14 protein-coding genes and 1 tRNA gene are annotated in these 20,751 nt (G+C 38.8%); 9 read left to right on the top strand and 6 right to left on the bottom strand.

Translation table 11 applies throughout. The features are described 5' to 3' along the window. Position 1 precedes the first annotated feature (1 nt). The 8 genes from BLR53_RS13795 (at position 2) to BLR53_RS13830 (ending at position 14,489) form a co-directional block, all read left to right on the top strand. Positions 2-1,891: a hypothetical protein gene (locus BLR53_RS13795; protein WP_074590494.1), complete on the top strand. Its 1,890-nt coding sequence runs from the start codon at positions 2-4 to the stop codon at positions 1,889-1,891. Next, the gene (locus tag BLR53_RS13800) at positions 1,884-2,801 is read left to right on the top strand and encodes a hypothetical protein (RefSeq protein WP_074590496.1); all 918 of its coding nucleotides are present in this window, start codon (positions 1,884-1,886) and stop codon (positions 2,799-2,801) included. Before BLR53_RS13795 ends, BLR53_RS13800 begins: the two co-directional genes overlap by 8 nt. Before the next feature lie 53 nt (positions 2,802-2,854). Further along, positions 2,855-5,722 (top strand): hypothetical protein, encoded by a 2,868-nt coding sequence (locus BLR53_RS13805; protein ID WP_143007883.1) that lies wholly within the window; start codon positions 2,855-2,857, stop codon positions 5,720-5,722. A gap of 39 nt (positions 5,723-5,761) precedes the next feature. Then, positions 5,762-7,651, top strand: coding sequence for a hypothetical protein (locus tag BLR53_RS13810; protein ID WP_074590501.1), 1,890 nt, complete (start codon positions 5,762-5,764; stop codon positions 7,649-7,651). 249 nt (positions 7,652-7,900) lie between these two features. Then, a complete protein-coding gene (locus BLR53_RS13815) occupies positions 7,901-8,356 on the top strand; it encodes a hypothetical protein (RefSeq protein ID WP_074590503.1) in 456 nt (151 codons plus the stop codon). Further along, complete coding sequence (locus BLR53_RS13820) at positions 8,356-12,033, top strand: phage tail tape measure protein (protein WP_074590506.1); 3,678 nt, start codon at positions 8,356-8,358, stop codon at positions 12,031-12,033. Before BLR53_RS13815 ends, BLR53_RS13820 begins: the two co-directional genes overlap by 1 nt. Before the next feature lie 86 nt (positions 12,034-12,119). Further along, a complete protein-coding gene (locus BLR53_RS13825) occupies positions 12,120-13,940 on the top strand; it encodes an AAA family ATPase (protein WP_074590508.1) in 1,821 nt (606 codons plus the stop codon). Between the two features lie 36 nt (positions 13,941-13,976). Beyond that, complete coding sequence (locus tag BLR53_RS13830; protein WP_176763546.1) at positions 13,977-14,489, top strand: DUF4468 domain-containing protein; 513 nt, start codon at positions 13,977-13,979, stop codon at positions 14,487-14,489. Positions 14,490-14,582: 93 nt separating this feature from the next. On the opposite strand, the gene BLR53_RS13835 is transcribed toward BLR53_RS13830, so the two are convergent. From BLR53_RS13835 to BLR53_RS13860, 6 genes are all read right to left on the bottom strand, one after another. Continuing rightward, positions 14,583-15,791 (bottom strand): site-specific integrase, encoded by a 1,209-nt coding sequence (locus BLR53_RS13835; RefSeq protein WP_074590512.1) that lies wholly within the window; start codon positions 15,789-15,791, stop codon positions 14,583-14,585. Positions 15,792-15,929: 138 nt separating this feature from the next. Continuing rightward, a tRNA-Arg gene (locus BLR53_RS13840) sits at positions 15,930-16,001 on the bottom strand. 254 nt (positions 16,002-16,255) lie between these two features. After that, complete coding sequence (locus BLR53_RS13845) at positions 16,256-17,182, bottom strand: bestrophin family protein (protein WP_037441711.1); 927 nt, start codon at positions 17,180-17,182, stop codon at positions 16,256-16,258. 21 nt (positions 17,183-17,203) lie between these two features. Beyond that, complete coding sequence (locus BLR53_RS13850; protein WP_074590515.1) at positions 17,204-17,695, bottom strand: hypothetical protein; 492 nt, start codon at positions 17,693-17,695, stop codon at positions 17,204-17,206. Positions 17,696-17,860: 165 nt separating this feature from the next. Then, positions 17,861-19,222, bottom strand: a complete 1,362-nt coding sequence (locus BLR53_RS13855) for a HAMP domain-containing sensor histidine kinase (RefSeq protein WP_074590517.1) — start codon at positions 19,220-19,222, stop codon at positions 17,861-17,863. Beyond that, complete coding sequence (locus BLR53_RS13860) at positions 19,206-19,904, bottom strand: response regulator transcription factor (RefSeq protein ID WP_037441728.1); 699 nt, start codon at positions 19,902-19,904, stop codon at positions 19,206-19,208. Before BLR53_RS13860 ends, BLR53_RS13855 begins: the two co-directional genes overlap by 17 nt. Positions 19,905-20,086: 182 nt before the next feature. Between BLR53_RS13860 and BLR53_RS13865 the strand changes: the two genes are divergently transcribed. After that, complete coding sequence (locus BLR53_RS13865; RefSeq protein WP_074590520.1) at positions 20,087-20,623, top strand: ClbS/DfsB family four-helix bundle protein; 537 nt, start codon at positions 20,087-20,089, stop codon at positions 20,621-20,623. Positions 20,624-20,751: the final 128 nt, after the last annotated feature.

The following is a 20,751-nucleotide window of genomic DNA, read 5'->3' on the forward strand; positions in this document are numbered from 1 at the left end:
TATGAGTATTTCAATTATAACACCAGTACAGCCAGTTGCATTTAGTGGTGAGAAAATGCAGATCCGTTTCAAATGTGACCAGTACCTGGAGACAGACGGCCAGTATGCGGTCAATAGCTTTGATTCACTAAATTTTCTGTCAAATGGAGATAACTTAAGATTCAGTTATGGCAGTACTGAGGTTATTTTAACAGCAACAAATAATCCTGATGTTTCGGGATACCAAGTTCCTTCCGGACCAATTAGTATCGTAGACTTATTATCTAATTTTCAGGGTAATTACCAATTAAGTAAAGACTATCATATCAATGCCGTTACTCAAAGCAAAATCGAATTTAAAGCAAAAAGGCAAAGTTTGGGGTTTGATTTTGACGCAGTTTCTTCAAGCAAATTCAGTATCAAAAATGAGATTAGCGGATCAGTTACCAAGCAAAAAAGCAATTACGGGGTATATTTCCGGCTCTGGTGTGAGAATGCATCTCATAGCGGATTTGATCTGATATATGAAAATACAGCTCCTTTACTTTTCGGTAGTTCTGGTGTGGTAGAAATTCAAGCTGGCGATAAACTGCATGAACATATATCATTTGAGATTGAACAAAATGGTCCTGAGGTTCCAGTTGACATGCCTCTTTTATGTAAAAGAAGTTGCAGGAAGTATTTTTTCGAATACGCGGAAAGCTTTGGTGATATCGCAAAAATCCAAAAGATATTCAGATCTGAGCTATTTACGGTGTTGCACGGCGCGCTTTCTACTGTAGCAGAAAACAGTCAGAATCTACTTTCCATGTTACGTCCAGATGCACCCGTTAATGATAGATTTTTGAAACAAGGGTCGATCGAATCCGATACACGAAAGGACCAACCTCAGTATTTGTACTTTTTAAATACGAGGGAAACAGTTCAGGCAGTTTTGAATTGTAGATATTATTTTACTGATGGATCAGTTGCTGCTATTGTTTTACAGACGGTAGAACTTCACACTTGGAAAAAGTATGGTTTTAATGTGTCCTTCAATCATATCTACATTCCAAATGACTACCCTGTCAAAATAGTAAAGAAGTATGAAATCTGGATTTCTAATACTTCAGGTGTTCAAATTTCAGAAAGCAGATTGTACATTTTAGACGATCAGTATCGTGCCCAGGTAAGATATTTTTTAAACTGGAGTAGTTTTGGGACATTAGATTCAAGAATGTTTTACGGCAGAGGTAGCTTGGAATTTGATTTGGTGCAATCTGAAGCAAATCAAATTTATCAAAATACTACAAGCGCATTAAAGGGGACGTCCTTTGTATATGATTTAAAGCTACAATCGAAATTTAAAGTGACGACGGGTTTTTTGCGTAACAGAGACCAATTGTTATTTAACCGGGACTTCTTCGTTTCTCCAATTAAGTTTATCGTTAATTCCAGCCGGTGGTTGCCGGTTAAGGTCACCAGCAAAACTATAGGTGAGATTGAGGACGGTAATCATCTCTATGCCCAGCAGTTTGAATACGAATATTTGTTCCAGGATAACGCCTATACCGAGGGCGATATTGAGAAACCGATCGAACCCGAAGAAAGGCCTGTTGGAATGGTTTATTTTGGGCCTTCCTCCACCAGGCCAGTGACTGCTGAAGATGTAATTGCTCTTTCCAATAGGCAGGCAGCTGACATTTATCTATTTCCATTATATACTGGTTTAAACAGGTTTTTCATTGTTGCCTCACCGGCAAATAAAGGTATTGGAAACGTTTACAATCAAACTGCAGATGAGAATTTAACCTCCGAATATATTGCAGTGCAAATGCAGATAGACGGGCTTACATACAAGGTTGCCATAATGGAAATGGCAATAGCCTATTCAATAAATAACGATCACATCATAACGCTTAAAAATGAGTAGCACAAGTACAGAAATTGCAAAGCCAATTAAATATCTAAATTCAGGCCCGCTGGATAAAAACCGTGGGCCTTATCCTACGATTGCAGAAGCAAATAAAGCTATTAAGAATATTGTTGTTAACGGTATTAACTTCAGAGAAGGAAAATTTGTTGAAATCGGCAACTCCTTAGAAGGTTTTGTCACGTATTGGTGGAATGGTGGCTACAGCGACTCGGACTTAGTAGAGTATTTTTCAGTCTTTAATGATTTTATATCCAGCATCTCTGACACCTACGCAAAGTCAGGTGACTCTGTAGCTTTAAATGGTTTAGTCTGGACAGATAAAACCTATATAAATTCTTTAGGATCTGTTTCTTCCACTACAGGAAATATCTCCTCCACAAATAGGATCGAATTACCATTTGGAGAGATTAAGTACAGATACAGGGGTAATTTGGCCGGCTCAGGTGTTTCTATAGCTTTCTATGACACTTCCTTACGGGTGATAAAAGTTATTACCGCGCCCATCACAACTGATCCGAAAAATTTTATAATTCTAGCCCCTCCAAATGCTAAGTCAATAAGGTGCTCTTGCGCAAACGCTGACATAATAAATTTCAATCTTCATTTGGCTGAGGCCGTAATAATATCTAAGCCAGTCTCCAATGTAGGTGACATGATGTTGAATGAAATTTTTGCAATTTCTTTGGCAACCTACAACGCAGAAGGGGTAATGTCTCAGGCAACTATAGTTTGGCAAGACGGTTCTTCTGGAACGCTGACCATGACAGACTATAATGAGGATATAATGTCATTTGATGGCTACACCATTACTCATGTCAGTGATAGAACACGTACGCTCGCACAACCGAAAGTGACCAGAAATATTGACGGCGATATCATCATAATACCTTTAAAAATTTTATCATAATGAACCTTAATTCAAGTGTAGCTCTAAGGAGCCAAAAAATATTCACTCCTGTAATGGGAAAGATATCAACGCAAGAAATCACTGATTTAGGCAATATAGCCTCGATTAATCGAGTATTTGTCAAATTAATTGTGTCTCAACCATTAGATTTCGGCAGAATTGAGATTTTCTGCATTGAGAAGGGATCGGTGGCTGTTATAGATAGAATGCCAATAACTCTTAATGATGTGTTGCAACCTGGAACATTTTTATCGATTTCAACAGCGGGAACATACGACATTGAATTTGACGCTTCCCTTTTTAAAACTGGAACTTTGTTTATCCGGCTAGCCGGTAGAACTACACCAATTGAATGGAATGCCTTTTTGTCTTGTCGGGTTATGGCTACGCCTCTTTTGAAAAAGAAAGATCCCGAGTCTGCATATTCGCTTCCCAGCAAAAAGATCAAAGCTCTTTTCGTACCGGTCTCTGCTGAGACCTTATCTACCGGGTCAGCAAAAACTGTCATGCTAGAAATAAAAACACTTAGCGTTCCACCAGTAGGTTCGCCATTTGCGGAGTTTAGAGTTGTAAACGTAGATAAAGGAACTTGGCTTGAAGCTTTTGATTCTTTAACGGATGCCAGTAGTTCTGGCTTAAATAGGGTGGTTACTCAGGGCACTTACATTCGGGTAACGCAAGAGGGAACAATTACTGTTTACTATAATATTACCGAAGCCGAGAAAATACAAATTATTTATACCGGCGCTAATTTAAGTGCAAGAGCTGTAATGTTGGAAGACACGATACAGAAACCAATTTCCGGGGTTTATAGTTCTTCTGACTATAAAATGAAAACGCTTGCAGGAATTTCTCCCGCACAAGCAGTTAAGACCGGGTCAGCTAAAACCCTGATTGTCGAAGTTACTCCACTAACGACACCAAATACTTCAGCACCCTACAGTGAACTTATTGTAACTGATACCGCTAGTTCAATGTATCTATCGCCATATGATAGCCAGCTAAATGCTTTACTCGCTCCGGCAGCAGTTAATAGCGCAGCATTGGGATATTATCTTAGATTGAAAACCGGGGGAAAACAAACGTATTACTATGACCTAACAAAAACTGCTGACGTAAAATTCGCTTTTAACGGAACGTTTATGAGCATCAGAATTAGACTGATTGAAGTTGAGATGAGCCTACTAAAAGATAAGGCAATGGAAGTTGCTTATGAAGGGCAAACTTTTATTTTAGAAAAGGTAGATTCTGTAACTGTAGACTGTTATATGGATACTTTCGTATTTTCATATAATAGTTCGTCAATCATACTTGGAATAGCCGGTTACGCTGGTTTAAGAAACACTGTATTATTCAATGCTACTAATTTTCCAAATTTACGAACAGGTAGTAGCATCTCAGCTGCTTATGTTCTCCCGTCTAAGGGCGGTATTACGAGAATATGTATAATTACCAACCGGGGCCAGATATATCATAATTATCCATATCGAGCTGCGAATGCGCAAGGAATAATTTTAACAGGGGATCATTTACTATTTGATGAGAGCGTTGCCTGGGATTTACCGACAAATGTAACGTCTCGTCGGTATCCTTCCAAAGATCCATTAGAGTCAAAATCGGGGTTTAAGTATTTTCCTTACTTACCTGACTATGCCTACGAATTTACCCCAGGTGTGAATGTAGATAACGGCTTTGGAAACGGAGGATATCCGGCAGTAAATTCTACAGGATCATTTGTCCGATCAAGGTTCTATCAATATAAAGAACCGGCGAACAATTTGGTTGATAACCCCTGGACTGTTATTCAGGGCAGTTTAACGAAGACACCTAAGTTATGTACTCTGGGAGTTTATCAGCTTAGTGGAAGCAGGGTTTGTATATGGGGAACAGAAGATGGTGGAAGAAGTATGTTTGTTTTGTATGAATTTGATTCATATGTATCATTCGGAAATACTATTAACACGAGCGCGATCAATGCTTATACGCCTGGCAATTTATCAATGCAAGAAAGACTTAACAATTTTCCTAATGCTGAAGTAAAGGAACCGGCGTCGTTATTCACTTTTAAACCGGAGATTTTGATCAGCAGTATAACGAATTCTGATCCGGCTGTTGTGACAACTGCATCGCCTCACGGCATGGTCAATTCACCGTTAGACAAGCCGTTAGTGCGCTTGATAAGGAAATCAGGAAGCGTTGATGATTGGGATCCGTTACTAAACAATACTGCGAGTGAGACAAACGCTGTACAAGGTACCGGTGTGTTTTTTAGAGTGAGGGTTTTGACAGAAACTACCTTCGAACTGCATGAAAATATATACAACCCGTCAAATAATTTAAAATGTAGACATATTCATTTTACCCATCCATTGAAAGATTTTATATCATTCGGTACAGGCGAAGATTATCCTTATACGTGGACTCTGCTTTTAGAAAATAGACTAATAGATGCCGCTGCCTCAGTTAATCTTGATCAAAGAAACCCTGTCTCGTATCGGCTAAATTCGGCGCCGAATGGAATTGTGAGGCCATGCTCTTTTTGGATGCTTGACGATGACCCTGAAAATCCCACGGTGTTCTGTGGCTCTGATACTTACATAGGATATAGAGGATCTTTAAAAATACCGGGCCGTACTAATCTCCCTTCTAGATCTTCGGCCGGTATCCTCAAAGGAAAACTTTCTGATATCGATGACACTTCCAAATTTGCATCTGTTTTTGATATTAGCGAGCCGGTCATATATACAATGAACTTGAATAACATACTAATTGCTGGCTTTCAGTTAGGTAGTAATGCTGTTAGTTTAGATATGGGCAATACATGGGAAGCGATAAAGTTAGGCAGTCAACTTAAGATATCCTGGGTAGATAAAAATAATCACATCTACTTTAAGGAAGGCTATAGATTAAGATTTAAGTAGTTTTTTTTATTTTCCAAAACGCATTTTTCAATAACAAGCATGATCGAAATCATAAATGATCAAGGAATAATGCTTCAGCCGGATCCGGAGACTGTGGTGCCGGTAGAAGTACACAATCCCTTATTTAATCCTTCTAACGAGCTATTCCAGGAGATTATTTACAATGCTCAGGCCGGCCTCACCGAAAGCAATAAGGTCTTTATATCCCATGGGCATAGAATTGATGCCGACATAGATGTTTATGAGCAGCCAGTAACGGTGCTTTACCGCGGTGCAATGTTCTTTAAAGGAATTTTTAGGTATAAAATAGTTTCGGACAAGATCAACTTCGAATTAAAAGTAAATTTCGCTACAGTTGCCAAAAAAGTTAAAAACACTGTTGTAAGGGAAATTATGAGTATGGATATCGACCAATCCGTACAAGTTGGAGATTTCCAAGATATCATGTTGGATACGTGTAAAAATCCGAGTAAATACAATTATTCATTTTTTCCGATACATAACTCCGGGTGGACGGATCCCGGCTCTGGGACTATCCTTTATCCATGGATGAATAATTGGGATCATGCTGCACAGAAATTTGTTGATGTCAGAGGTGGAGGGGAAAATGATCCCAGAGGAACCACCATTGTTCCGTTTTTCAAAGTAAGCTACATTCTAAAAGCAATATTTAAATATTTGAAGTTCGATCTGCAGGGCGATCTGTTAAATGATGAGGATTTCAATTCAGTATACTTATATACCCGCCGGCCATTAATTGGCAGAACAACACTCCCTAGCTTGCTTTACCTACCTGCAGAGTTGACCATTTCTGACTTTATCAAACAAATTAGTGACCGGATGAAATTGAATTTCATTTACAATTTGAATAATGGGACGGTGACTATCGAGAGCCCAATAACGGCTTTACGAGTCGATGATTACGTAGATATCAGTAAATATGTAGAACGAATTGAAGAACTCGGTACCAGTGAACAAAAGGGGTATACTGTAACGCTTGCTGTCGATAATACAGATAAAGATCAGAATCTAAAAGCGAAAGATTCTGAGATTGATGTGTTTGTTCCCTTATACACATTGATTGTTGGAGAAGGGGAAAGTATTTTAAATATGGATGTATCGACCCTAAAAGAAGTGGAATCTTCTGAAGGATATTTCTATCCTACTGCGAACCAACTAACCAATTTTTCCAATTTAAATCCTGACGAAAAATGGCCATTACGGCTGATAAAGTTTAAGGGAATGAAGCGGCTTGCAAATGGCAAGATGTTTCCCGAGGCCAGAGCCTATGATTTATCCGAAGATGATGCGAGCTGGTACCGCTTTTTAAATGAGAGCAAAAAGGGAATTTTAAGCGCTAAAATACCATACGATGTAGTATCCAGATTTTCACCTACAACTAAGTTTTGTTTTAAATCTGAAAATGGAACTGATAAGATTGCAATGAACGTAAAGCATTCTTACAACTTAGGAACTTCCAAGTCCTCCTTGTTATCTGTGAAAATAGAGTGCCAAACCATCGTAACTGCGTTCAAGACTCCGTTTTCAATTCAACGCTATTTAATTCCCGAAGACACTTCAATAGGGTCAATCCTGACCAAATACAAATTTTGCTACCAGGATGGATCCCTACCGGCGGAGACTTTCAAGCTCGTAGTATATCCTGCTCCTGGCTCACCTGCTGTATTTGCAACTACTGCAGCAAACTCTCCCAGCGATCCTTATGGCGTAGGTGGCCAAGCTGGTGCAGTTATTCTTGTTTCCGGTAATAGACCGGAGATTGCAAACTATACGTACCGTATTTATGGTAAGGTTCCAAAATTCGGATATACTGGTGGACGTAAAGTACTGTTTGATAAAGTTGGTGATTATTATACTACACCTGGATTCGTATCGACAGATGGAATGCCAATTCTCATAGTTTTTTAATTTTGTCGCCCGCACAGATCCTGATATCCTCCGGATCTGGTGTGGCCGGTCAGCTGCAGCTGCTCACCTTGTCGCCTGTTTGGGCTTCCGGAGTTTAACCTGGTCGCTCAGAGTTCCGGTATTCTGTCGCCTTAAAATAAAAACCTCCAGGTTTATTCCCTAACTGTACTAAACGATGGCACCTGCTTACCGGGCTGTCGTTTACCAGGGTTTTTCATAGCCCGTCATTTGCAGAAATCAATCTGTAATATGGCTCGCATAGACACCTATAACCGGGACGTTCGTTCCTGGACAAAAGACGTTAAACGAAAACTCCAGCTCAACATTCTTCAAATGACTTCCGTTTATTCCGGTCGTGCAAAGAAAGAGCTTGAATCAAGCGTTAAAAACTATGCGGGCCTGGCTAGTAAAATCGGTTTCACTTTTCCATTCTATTTGGTATTTGTCCACAAAGGTGCAGGTCGTGGGTATGGTGGATCCGGCCATCAGTTTGGGGGAAACACAGTACACCAATTCACAAGGCGCGATGGGACAAAGAAAGCTACCAATTCTACCAGCTGGCATAAAATGGCTACTGGTAAGAGGGTTGCAAAGCTTTGGTTTAACCCTGTTCTAGAAGAGAAATTCCCTGTTTTATCGAATCTTGTTACGGAATACCATGGCGATCGTGTATTACAAGGTTTAGAAAGGATTCTGGTAAAATAATGGCTGGCGAATCTCCAAGGTCAATTAAGGCCACCTTATATATCGACGGTAAACCCGTAGAGAATACATTTAAAAATCTTACTCAGGTAGTCCGTGCTCAAAGAAGAGAATTAGACGGCTTAGTTATAGGATCTGAAGCCTATAACAAAAGCATGGATAAGCTGCAGCTTCACCAGAAAAGACTGCAGGCGATAAAAGACGAAATCAAAGGACTTAGCGGTGGCTTCAGCTTACTTGCTGCAGAGATTCAAAAACTCGGACAGCTGGCTGTTGGATATCTTGGATTCGATTTCATCACCGATAAGTTTCAAAATATCATTCTGAATAATGCTAAACTGTCGGATAGTTTAGCAGATGTGCGTAAAACCACCGGTTTGAGTGAGGAAGCTGTCCGCAGATTATATACTGAGCTCGGTAAAATAAACACTAGATCCTCCAGAGAGGAATTAACCGGTTTGGCAGTCGTAGCTGGTAAATTAGGTGTAGCTGGAGAAAGGGATATTCTCGGTTTCGTGCGTGCTGCTGATAAAATCAAAGTCGCATTAGGTGAAGATCTGGGCGACGCAGAAGCAGCAGTTAACAGCTTAGGAAAACTTGTTGATTTATTTAAAATCAAAGATGTATTCGGCCTGGAAGATTCCTTAATTAAGGTGGGATCTGCAATCAATGCAGTAGGTGCAGCTGGAACTGCCAAGGAATCTTACATGGTTGAGTTCACTAACCGCTTGGGTGGTATTGCTCCCCAGGCTAACATGAGTATTCAGAGTATTCTTGGATTAGCTGCAACAATGGATGAGCTCGGGCAACCTCTGGAAGCTTCTGCTACAGCAATTGGCCAATTCATCGTTGGTTTGGGTAAAGACATCCCTGGATTTGCAAGAATTGCCGGATTAAGTGTAAAAGACTTTACGAAGATTCTAAAAACAGACGGTAATCAAGCTTTACTGGAGGTACTGAAAAACCTGCAGAGCACCGGGATGGGTGTAGCTGGCTTGGCTGAAAAAATGGGGCTAGTTGGTGAAGAAGGTGCAAGAGCGGTATCAGCCCTGGGTGCTTTATCTAATAACCTGGACAAACTTGTTACTAAGCAAAAGTTAGCCAATGAGGAGTTTGCCTTGGGAACTTCCCTTCAGCAAGAGTTTGATGTGAAGATGGCAAGTTTGGCAGCCACAACTGATCTGCTGGTTAAAGAATTCGATGCACTAGCCACCAATCCGGTTATCATGGACTTCCTGAAAAACATGGTTTTCGAGTTTAGCCAGTTTTTAGATGTCATGAAGAAAAACTCTGTGATGATCGTTAACATCACTAAGTTACTGATCGTTGGGGCCGTAACCTGGGGTGCCTACGCAACTGGAATTTTCTTGGTAAATACTGCTCTGGAGGCAAATATTCTGCGGACTATTTTAGCGAGAAATGCAGCAATCGCGTTTGCCGGTATTCAAGCTTTATTAACTGGTAATTTAACCAGGGCAGCTGCAGCTATGAGAGCGCTCAACATCGCAACAGCCGCAAATCCATTTGCTGCAGTCTTAGCCGTTGTTGTTGCTCTTGGTACTGCGATGGCACTTTATAGTAAATCAACATCTGCAGCACAACGTTCTCAGGAAGATTTCAATGCTATCGATGCCGCTGCCAAAAGCAAGCAGATGGAAGAAATTGACAGAATCAAAGCATTGAATGCGATCCTGATCAATGAAACGTCCACCAGGGAGAAGAAGCTTGCTGCAATCAAGAAGTTGCGTGAAGTTATGCCGGCTGCTCTGAAGCATTTAACTGAGGAGGAAGCATTAACCACTAAGGGAACAATTGCAATCAGCAAATATGTCCAGGCCCTGGAGAAAAAATCCATTGCTGAGGCAGCACAGGCTCAAATCAATAAGCTTCGTCAAAAAAATATTGAGATCGAATCTGGTAACCAGGACGAGACTTCAATATGGCAAGATGCAGGCTCTTTGCTTACAAACGGAACTTATGCCGCCTTCAAAAAAAGCAAGGCTCAAAAAGGTAAAAACAATGCTAAAGCTGAAATGGATGAGAACGTCAGACGTATCAAAACAATTCAGGATCGCTACAAAGAGGAATTGTCCGATACGAGCAGTCTTTTAAGCGTTGGTGACCTAACCACAGGAGGAGTAAGTACAGGCGGGCTTACCGAAAAAAAGAAAACAGGCAAGTCAAAAGAGCAGATAGCAAAAGAACAGGCGCTAAAAGAATTCGAAAAACTTGATGAGCAGTATAAAAAACTGAACCTACAGCGTCTGGATGATCAGCTTAGTGCAAATGAAAAAGAAGTCTCCCAGGAAGCGCAAAAATATAACGCTTTAATCAAACAGGAGACAGACTTCCTCAAATTCAAAGGTATTACTGCTGAGCAGAAAAAGATCACAGAGCAAAAGATATCAAGCTTAGAAAGCGATAAGCAAACTGCTGTAAACAATCTGAGAATTCGCCAAGAAACTGAAATGCTGGAGAGTATCGCCCAGCTGCGCACTAGTCTTGCTGATGTACATGAATCAGAACTGGTTAAACAGACCAATCAGATCAATAAGTTCTATGATCAGCAGGAGAAAAAGAACATTGGAAATGATAAGAATTTAGCCGCATTAAAGAATGCCCGGGCAAAGGAATTATCCGATGCAGAGCTCCGTGAAAAAGAACGTTTAGAAAAGGAGAAACTTGAAATAGCATCAAGGTATGACACCGTTTCAGGCAACAAACGAGAGAATAAGTTAGCTGCGATAAATAAAAGATACGATGACGAGCTTTTCGCTTTAAGAGAAAAATATGGTAAAGAGATCCAGCTTAAACGTGAGTATCAGGATGCCATAAACTTGATTGAGAAAAATAGGAAGGGAGAAACTGATCAGTTTAAACTAAAGGAACTTCAAACTGAGCGGGATTTCGTAATCCAAATGGCTCAGCAAGCATCTGATGCCACGTTCAATATAATTGCCAACAACCAAAGAGCTCAAACTGAAAAGAGGCTTGCTGGAATTGAGAATGAACGTAAAGCTGAATTATCAAAGAAAGACCTCACTGAGAAACAAAAAGAGCAGATCAATGAGAAATATGATAAAAAGGTCAAGGAGGAAAAGCTAAAAGGATGGAAAGCCCAACAAGCTGCTGATTTAGCCCAGGCTGTTGTAAATGGTGCTTTGGCAATAACTAAAGTACTGGCTCAAACGGGTATTCTATCGCCATTTGCGATCCCTGCTATCGCTGCTGCAACTGCAATTCAAACTGCAGTTATCATGGCAACACCTGCGCCGCAGTTCGCAGCCGGCGGTTTTTCAGATGAAGATCCAGAAGGATTTGTTGGGCAGAGCACATTATTCAAAAATTCAGCAAGTGGACGGCCATTTGAAGCTGGAGAGGCAGGTAAAGAATGGATTGCACCGAACTGGATGGTTACTAGCCCTCGATATGCGAATCTAATAAATATGCTTGAAGTGGCTAGAAAGGAGAAAAGATCATATGCCTCCGGGGGATACAATGGTGATCAACCTCGATCGAATCCCGTAACGGAATTTGATTTTTCGAATCTTGAAAGCCTAATGCAAACTATGATTGACGCACAGAATAAAGTTAATGCACAACCAATACAATTTATCTATTCCGATTATAAAGATTTTGAAAATGAAATGAAAAGAATAGAATTCTCTCAAAAGGGATAAATATCACTGCTTGAAATCTTTTGTTTTTGACAGAATACTCAAAAATCAATTTGAAATTAATTAGTTTTAGAAACAAAAGATTTGAGATGATATTAAGAACTGTTGATAATGGAAAGGCAATAAAAAGCGCTAAAAGCATTGAATTACCAGATTTAACAATTTTAACTGGCGAAAATGGTTCTGGGAAAACACAATTGTTATCGTGGATGTATAATCACATGTATGAATTCCGAGAATATTTTCAATTTGACAATGATGATGAAACTACATTTCCCTGTTTAACGGATGATAACGGAAATGCTCTCAAAAATATTTATTATGCGAAGCCTGGGATGAGGTCAGAACAAAACACGCCGCTATACCAAGATTTTGATACACTTTCGATATTTAAAAATATTCAGGCAGAATGGGCACCGCTTAATCTAATTATTAAGTGTTACATTGATCTAACAGGAATTGAAATAGAGTTTGCGTCTGAAGAGGCAAACCTTATAAATCAGACGATCGAAAGTTTATTTAAAACAATTACAAAAGGCCAACTCGCGTACGAGAACACTATAATAGTGGACACTGGACAAATTCGTATCGTAAAAGATTTAGCTGTTAAATGCAATAAAGAAATACAAAAGTTAACTTTTATCGATTTTTTAACTTTTTATGAATTCAGTTCAAGTTTTTTTTCCACAAGCTTACTACTATTATTTCATCAATTTTGTTTGAAACGGACCTATTACCCGCACCTAACAGTAGATGTGAGGGCACCTTGGGATGTGTTTAATGACATTTCGACAAATGCTGGGTTCGGATATAAAATCGAATACTCACCAAGCGATTCCTATAATAAATTAGGAAGTATTCAGCTAATTAGATTAGACAATAGCAACGTAAAAGTACCGTTTGAAGGCCTATCATCAGGTGAGACTAGTATACTGGCATTAATATTTGCAGTTTATAGTTCTTCAACTGGAGGAAAGTTTCCAGACGTATTATTATTGGACGAGGCTGATGCTTTTTTACACCCAAGCTTTGCAAAGGTTTTTATTGATATACTTTTGAATATCCAATCAAGTAGCAAAAACGCCTTAAAAATTATAATGACGACACATTCTCCATCAACAGTTGCTTTGGCACCGGCGGAGTCGATTTTTATAATGGAAAAAGGTGTTGGTTATCCTGTAAAAGCAAATCAACAAACAGCAGTACATAATTTAAGTAATGGAATGGCTACTATGACCTTACAAGAAGGACATTTGAGTATATCTCATAACATAGAGCGATCAGAAAAACATATCCTCTTCACTGAAGGCATTACTGATAAAATCATTTTAGAAATAGCATGGAGCAAGTTGTACGAAGAAAAAGAAATGGACTTTTTTATACAAGATAGTTTCGATGCCGGTTTTTTGGGAAATCTTTTTCAACGAGGCGCTGATAAACCTGACGGTATTTTCATTCAATATGATGAAAAAATTATGATTGCTTTGTTCGATTTTGACGAAAAGGGATATAACGAATGGAATAAAACTGGAGGCGGTAAAAATCCGAACTTCACAGCCAATCTGGAACTAGATCCTAGGAAGTGTTTTACTAGAAAGAGTTTGTTGTGTGATAATGCGTATAAAATACTACTTCCAGTTCCTTATAATGACGTAGTAGCTTCGCAGGTTATTTTAGACGAATATAAAACCTACCAAAATAAATCATGCTTAACAATAGAGTTGTTGTTTTATGGAATTGAAGAATTAAGTGATTTTTTCGTGTCATCCCCGGCAGTTAAAACAACTATAGTTGCTATTAAAGAAAATAAAAAAAGGGAGTTTACCGAAGCAATTAGGTTGCTTCCTAAAGAAAAATTTATTGCCTTTTTACCGTTGTTTGAGAAAATTGAAGCTTTATTAAAGTTATAATATCTACAGGGGCGTATGCAAGATTTAAATAAAATTATGAAAAAACTTACTGCATTTCTACTATTTATTACCGCGTCCGCCAGTTTGACCGCACAAACAAATTTACCTATAGATTCAACAACAAAAAAAATAAGTTTCACACAGACGATTGACTGCAAAGGATCAAAAGCAGAACTTTTTGACAAATCGGTTGATTGGTTCGCTTTAAATTTTAAATCTTCGAAGGACGTATTACAGGTAAAGGATAAAGAAGCAGGGAAATTAGTTGGGTCATTTATCGTATATAACTCCGAAGGTGGGCCAGTAGATGCCAACATCATAATATTGGTCAAGGACAATAAATTCCGATATACAATTACTGATATAGTTTTTAGCGGTAATGGTCAATTTAAGCCTTGGACGTTCGAAGAGGAAGTAAATCCTTGGAAAGTTGGGATGATGAAAAAAGGTATCAATTTCATTAAGAAAGAATCAATATCAAGTATTCAAAATTTAATCAGTTCTTTCAGAGAGAATATGAGCAAACCATCAATATCAGAAGGATTCTAATTTTCATCCAACCGTTCCATTGCTAAAAACTTGTCCTGAAACCATTTTGGAGGCGATGGATCGGTTGGAATATGAAATCTAGTTTTGGTAGCCTTAAGCCAATTTCAGGGAAAAACTACTGAAAGCATTTTGCAATTTTTGCATTTCATCAGACTTAACTCTGTCAGCGATGTGGATATAGATCATTGTAGATGCGATTGTTTTATGGCCAAGTAACTGTGAAATAATCGTCACTGGAACATCTAAAAGAGCAAGAGATGTTGCAAAGGTGTGCCGGGCAACGTGAGTGGTTAAATTTTTATTGATCCCAGCCAACTTCGCTATTGTTTTAAGTCGCTCGTTAAATTTCTGATCACTTCTAATTACAAGGTTTTGGCCGTTCAATGTCGATAAGAAATTTGCTGCTATCGGTATTAACGGGATTTTTAAATTATGATCCTTCTTGTCCGTCAACCTTTTTTTTGTCGGTTTAAATATTATTTCATTATTAACGATCCAGTTGTTGTCAAATCTTTTCAGATCTGATATCCTTAAACCAGTAAAGCAGGCAAAAAGGAAAGATCTCAAACAGTCAAAGTTTTCGATTGACAAATCGCCACCTGAAAATAGTTGTATAAGTTTTTCCAACTCAAATTTTTCTAGATAAATTGGGTTACTTTCTGGTTTAGGCAAGCAATGATTTTTGAAATCAGGATGAAGTGTCGTCCCTAATTTTTCTGCTAACCTCATATAGGTTTTAAGGTCCTTGACTCTTGCCCAAGCACCACCGTATGACATTTTACTCAACAACCATACTGTATACTTGGTAAGCCATTTTGAATCGATTAAACTCATATCGATGTCTTTACCTAAATATAGAAGTACAGTGTTTGCGCTTGTCTTGTGATTTCCTGAGGTATTGACTTTGATTTCTCCATCCACAATTTGCTGACGGATTTTATACTTCATCCATTCCACTAATAAATGTGAGTTTTCTGTTATAAAGACACTTGATATCAGATCACAAACTCCAAAGTTCATATCTTTTAATAGAAATATTTTAGCAGCTTTCCAATACTTAGATTTTTCAGTTTCGATTATTGCTAGAAAAGGAAGATAATCATTGTCATTTTCCATCCTAGGTTCGATGGTCTTTGATTTTTCATTAAAACAACGAAGCGGCCAGTAAATCGGAAGAGCGATTTTCCTAGATTCTTTTCTTATCGTTATTCGAATATATAATCTTGCAGTACCGTCCGGTTTAGGCCGCTGCTTGTTAATCATTGTATAAATACTACAGATCGTATCTATTCTCTTTTCCATAAAAAATGTCCAAAAATGATGTTGACACAATGTTGACACCGTGATGTTAAAAAAATGAGGACTTTTTTAGAGAAACACGCCTTAAAGATAATTTAAGGCGTGTTGTGTTTTACGATTAGAGCTTGAAAACTCAAAATGTGTTCCCGAAGGGATTCGAACCCCCATCTTTGGTACCGGAAACCAAAATTCTATCCATTGAACTACGGAAACATTCGGTCAAATATATAAAAATTGATTGAATCTTCGAGGTCGATTTTTACAAACTTGGACTAATTTCAATAAGGGCATTGGTGTTCAGCTTTTTAAGCCGTTCAGATACCACTTTTTGCATTTGGTGGGAACTTTGAAACGTGTTCAAGCTTCATTTTTCAATCTTACACCTTTGAATGCCCCAACAAGTTAGAAACTTACCGGGGCATTAAAGACTGTTTTTTTGGTCAACTATAAATGAGCTTTGGAAGCTGTTATAGCACGTAGAATATTTTAGATTTCTGACTAGCCGGACCGCTTATTTTCTCATCCTGCTTGTAATTTTCTTTCAGCATTTGCTTAATGTCGCGCTCAATTGTCCTGCAAATCGCAGTAGTAGGCGTATCTGTCGGTTTATTCTCAAACGGATCCTGCAGATGAATAGCCATTTTTTCAATCAGGAAGAATGAACTGGCAATAGCAATCACCAGTGGGATTTCTATAACTCCGAAAAATTCAATCAGGCCGAATGGAAGCAACATAATAAACAATACCAGTGAGAAATGGATATAATGACTGTAGGTTGCCGGGAATACAGTATTCTTGATCCTTTCGCAACCACCCATTTCATTTGAAAAGGCAGTAAGCGTATTGTCAAGCTGGATTTGCTGGAAATCATTAAGCCATCCAAGTTTATGGGCATTCCGGATATCTATAGCCTGAAGTTCCTGTAGTGCAAGCGGGACATTAGAATAATTTTTAATGTGTTCCATGTCCTCTGCGCTGATTAACCGGTCAATACCAGCTAATGGGTTTTGGTCACGCAGATGTTTGCTTAAGCTGATACACCAGGCGATTTGTCTTTTAGCCAGGCGTATGCAGAATGCTTTTTCATCTTCCGTATCAGGACTGCTGACAAAAGTCATCAGCTGTCTGGTCAACGTACGTGTATCGTTGACAATTGCCCCCCAGAGCGTACGCGCCTCCCACCATCTGTCATAAGCCTGGTTAGATTTAAAGGCTAGCAAAAGTGAAATAACTGTACCTAAGATCGTCGGTACGGCAATGGGTATGGATATTCTGGTAAAATGAAAGGTATTATATAAAATCGCTATCAGTCCAGCGTATAGGGTAACGAAAACTATCTCTTTTATAATTTTTCCGAAAATGTATTTTACGGGTATATTCTCTTTTAATAACATAGTGTTCAGTTTAAAAGGTTTTTAATAAGCTTCTGCAATCATCTGCTTTGCGGTAGGAGCATTTTCTACCTGTTCGGTAACCAATTTTTTAATTGTCAGTAAGGAAACGATCGGCAGCCCGCATTTGGAAGTAAGGACAAAAGGATCCAGGCTGGATTTATTCAGACTCGTATAAGAGCAATCCTTAGGATTGAGGATACAGGTCACGTCGTTTGCTTCAAGAAAATTTCTGAATGTGGCCATTGTACTGCCAAAGAAGAATTCGGTTCTGATAGATACTACCTGAGGGCATTCTGCTTTAATCTGATTGCACCGTTCATAAAAACCGTCCGGGATATAATCATATTCTCTGGATCTTCTGGATAACATCAACAATTCGCTGATAGAATCAGAAAGCTTGAATGCATGAACAAAAATGAAGTTTAAGGATTCATTTTCATATTGTTCACAAAGGTTAGTTATACAGTCTAACGAATTCAGGCTAAAGTCGGTGGGGATAAAAATGGTTTTCATAAGTTTTATTTAAAAGTTTAGGATAACAATTATTACTTATGCAATTTTACCGCAGAGTCATTAAGATGGGATAAGAGAGTTATTAGATTTTGATTAGATTACAGGGGGCTTATAAGAGAAATACCTCGTTTTAGCGGGGTGTTATTTAGAGTTATTAAAATTTGATTAGAATTCACTGGAGACGGGCAAGATTATTCGCATTTCTGTGCCTATTTTTTCTTCAGATATGATACCGATCGAACCCTTATGAATGCGGATAATATTCAGGGTCAGCGGCAGGCCTATACCAAATCCATCAAACTCTGTGGTGTTGGAAGCCCTGAAGAAAGGTTCAAAGATATGCTGCTGCTCATTTTGTGGAATACCGATTCCCTTATCTGTCACGATCAGACTTATTCTTTCCTTGTCAGAAGCAACCCGGACTTCCACTAGCTGATTGTTGGAATACTTACATGCATTGAGTACAATATTGCTTAAAGCAAGCTGCAATAAATTAATGTTACCATCCGTGTAAAGGGAAGTGTCATCTTCGGGAAGTGTGTCAAAATTAATCTGGACGTTACTTTCAGGATCTATTTTTTTGACAGAATCTGCAACCATCATCACCAATTCATCTACCCGTATCTTTTGCCAGTTTTGTCTCTTACCATCAAAACCGGTTTGTGCAAGCCCCAGTAAGCTGGTTGTTATAGCGGCAAGTTTTTCAGCATGGGAAAGAATTACTTTCGCCGATGCTCTTGCCTTTTCCGAAAGGTCCGGTTGAGAAAGCAGCAGTTCCGACTCGCTGGTTATAACACTCATTGGTGTTTTGAGCTCATGAGAAGCATTACTAACGAAGTTGTTTTGTGTAGCAAAAGCCGTTTCCAGTCGGTTAAGCATATTATTAAAGGTTTGGACCAGTTCAGATATTTCGTCTTTTCCCTCCAGCTCACTCAGTCTCATATGCAGATTATCAGCTGAAATCTTATTTACGCTGCGGATAACGGTTTTTACGGGCTTAACCGTGTAATGAGAGAAAATTTTTCCGACGAGGTAGGTTAAGAAGATTGCGATGAAGAAAACAATAATCAATATTTTTTTTAAAGTAGTAAGCTCTTCAAAACCTGATGGATTGGATGCTGTAATGATCACCATGTAATCTCCTTGATCGGTTTTAAAAAGCGAGCCTGCAAAAAAGTCTTTGTCACGGTTATAGCGGGCTTTACCTTTCTGGATTACATCCTGATAGAATGATGCGGGCAGCTCCAGCGGTTTTTTGAATTGACCGGAGTTTTCGAGTTTAACGATGTATTCGCGCTCCATTTCCAGTTTTTCCAGATAGCGGGTTCTTACTTCTCTGTAAGATGCTGAATTTTGATCCGGATGGACATTGATCTCAGCAGCCAGATTAACCCTGGCTTCGAGCCGCTTGAAGAAATCATCAAAGTTGAAGGCTGAGACAAAGTAGAAAATAACTGCATTGATCAGGATCAGACCTGCGGTTGCAATTGTGAAAAATAGTAATGTAATTTTAGACTGAATTCGCATTTAAATTTTCTGTTTTCATAATGTAGCCCATTCCAAACACTGTATGAATTAATTTGTCCGGGTAATTGGTGTCAATTTTTTTGCGCAGATAGTTAATATATACATCGACCACATTGGTACCCATATTAAAATCAATATCCCATACATTTTCCAAAATTTGTATTCTGGACAGCACTTTATTTTGGTTCTTGACCAGATATTCAAGTAGCCTGTATTCCGTAGAAGTCAGGCTGACTGCATTTTTATTTCTAAATGCAGTTTTGGAAGACGTATTAATCTCCAGATCCGATATGGATATCATATCAGACTTGATTAAATCCCTGTTGCCTCTGCGCACCAGAGTTCTGATACGTGCTTCCAGCTCCGCAAATTTAAAAGGTTTAACCATGTAGTCATCGGCGCCGCTATCAAGTCCGGTAACAATATTTTCTGTACTCGCCAGGGCAGTCAGCATTAGAATGGGGACGTTTTCTTTTACTTTTCTAACCTCCCGGCAAATTTGAATACCATTTAATCCAGGAAGCATAATATCTAATATAATCAAATCAAATTCATGATTGAGTGCCATTTCCAATCCAGTCTGACCATCGACAGCCACACTTACTTCTATATTTGCATCATTTAATCCACGTACAATCACTGAGATCAGGTCATGCGTATCTTCGATAAGTAAGATCTTCATTTTTTTATTTTCGGAAAAATATAAAATCCTGTCAAGGATATATTCAATATCATTTACTTTAACCCTTAAATGACTTTCGGGATCCTGTTGAATCATATGATAACTCTACATAGATGAACCGTTTAAATCTGTATTTGCCTCATTGGTTATTTTTACTAATTTAAGATTTAAATAATACTTATATGGCAGTTCCTACTACAAAGGCAGCTTTATTAGCTGAAATTCATCAGAGCTTCACGCTGCTACAGAAAGAGTTGAGCACAGTTCCTCCAGGTAAAATGCTGGAAAAATCTATGGATGGACACGCTAAGGGTACTTTAATATCAATTAATAACCTGATTGCTTATCTGATCGGATGGGGAGAGCTTGTACTGAAATGGCACAGTATGCGGCAGAAGGGGCAAGTTGTAGATTTTCCTGAAACAGGATATAAGTGGAATGAGCTGGGCCGGCTTGCCGGTAAATTTTATAAAGATTACGAAGACCTGGATTATCCGCAGCTAATCCAAAGATTAGCAAGTACTGTTTCTCTTTTAGAGACTTTAATTTCGCGCCATACAGATCAGGAATTGTACGGAGAGGGCTGGTATGGTAAATGGACCATGGGGAGAATGATTCAGTTCAATAGTTCATCGCCTTATAAAAATGCCAGAGGCAGATTAAGGAAATGGAAAAAGCAGCAGGCAGAGTCAGGAAACCTGGAAGTCGGCAGTTTTTAAAGGTTTAGTCGTTCAATTGGGCCGGAATCATTCTTTGAGTTTGCTGCTGTTTGAATTCGGGGGTAAATTTTATGGATATGTAAGTTTTTGATTGTCAGTGACTCATGTGTCGTTTTTTTAGTTATAAA

It is taken from the genome of Pedobacter antarcticus (assembly GCF_900103515.1).
Classification (GTDB): domain Bacteria; phylum Bacteroidota; class Bacteroidia; order Sphingobacteriales; family Sphingobacteriaceae; genus Pedobacter; species Pedobacter antarcticus.

Excerpts from the sequence above, each read along its gene's own strand:
- BLR53_RS13855 (WP_074590517.1), bottom strand. The coding sequence starts at position 19,222 with ATGCGAATTCAGTCTAAAATTACATTACTATTTTTCACAATTGCAACC.
- BLR53_RS13810 (WP_074590501.1), top strand. The coding sequence starts at position 5,762 with ATGATCGAAATCATAAATGATCAAGGAATAATGCTTCAGCCGGATCCG.
- BLR53_RS13820 (WP_074590506.1), top strand. The coding sequence starts at position 8,356 with ATGGCTGGCGAATCTCCAAGGTCAATTAAGGCCACCTTATATATCGAC.
- BLR53_RS13795 (WP_074590494.1), top strand. The coding sequence starts at position 2 with ATGAGTATTTCAATTATAACACCAGTACAGCCAGTTGCATTTAGTGGT.
- BLR53_RS13800 (WP_074590496.1), top strand. The coding sequence starts at position 1,884 with ATGAGTAGCACAAGTACAGAAATTGCAAAGCCAATTAAATATCTAAAT.
- BLR53_RS13825 (WP_074590508.1), top strand. The coding sequence starts at position 12,120 with ATGATATTAAGAACTGTTGATAATGGAAAGGCAATAAAAAGCGCTAAA.
- BLR53_RS13815 (WP_074590503.1), top strand. The coding sequence starts at position 7,901 with ATGGCTCGCATAGACACCTATAACCGGGACGTTCGTTCCTGGACAAAA.
- BLR53_RS13860 (WP_037441728.1), bottom strand. The coding sequence starts at position 19,904 with ATGAAGATCTTACTTATCGAAGATACGCATGACCTGATCTCAGTGATT.
- BLR53_RS13865 (WP_074590520.1), top strand. The coding sequence starts at position 20,087 with ATGGCAGTTCCTACTACAAAGGCAGCTTTATTAGCTGAAATTCATCAG.
- BLR53_RS13805 (WP_143007883.1), top strand. The coding sequence starts at position 2,855 with ATGGGAAAGATATCAACGCAAGAAATCACTGATTTAGGCAATATAGCC.
- BLR53_RS13830 (WP_176763546.1), top strand. The coding sequence starts at position 13,977 with ATGAAAAAACTTACTGCATTTCTACTATTTATTACCGCGTCCGCCAGT.
- BLR53_RS13850 (WP_074590515.1), bottom strand. The coding sequence starts at position 17,695 with ATGAAAACCATTTTTATCCCCACCGACTTTAGCCTGAATTCGTTAGAC.
- BLR53_RS13845 (WP_037441711.1), bottom strand. The coding sequence starts at position 17,182 with ATGTTATTAAAAGAGAATATACCCGTAAAATACATTTTCGGAAAAATT.
- BLR53_RS13835 (WP_074590512.1), bottom strand. The coding sequence starts at position 15,791 with ATGGAAAAGAGAATAGATACGATCTGTAGTATTTATACAATGATTAAC.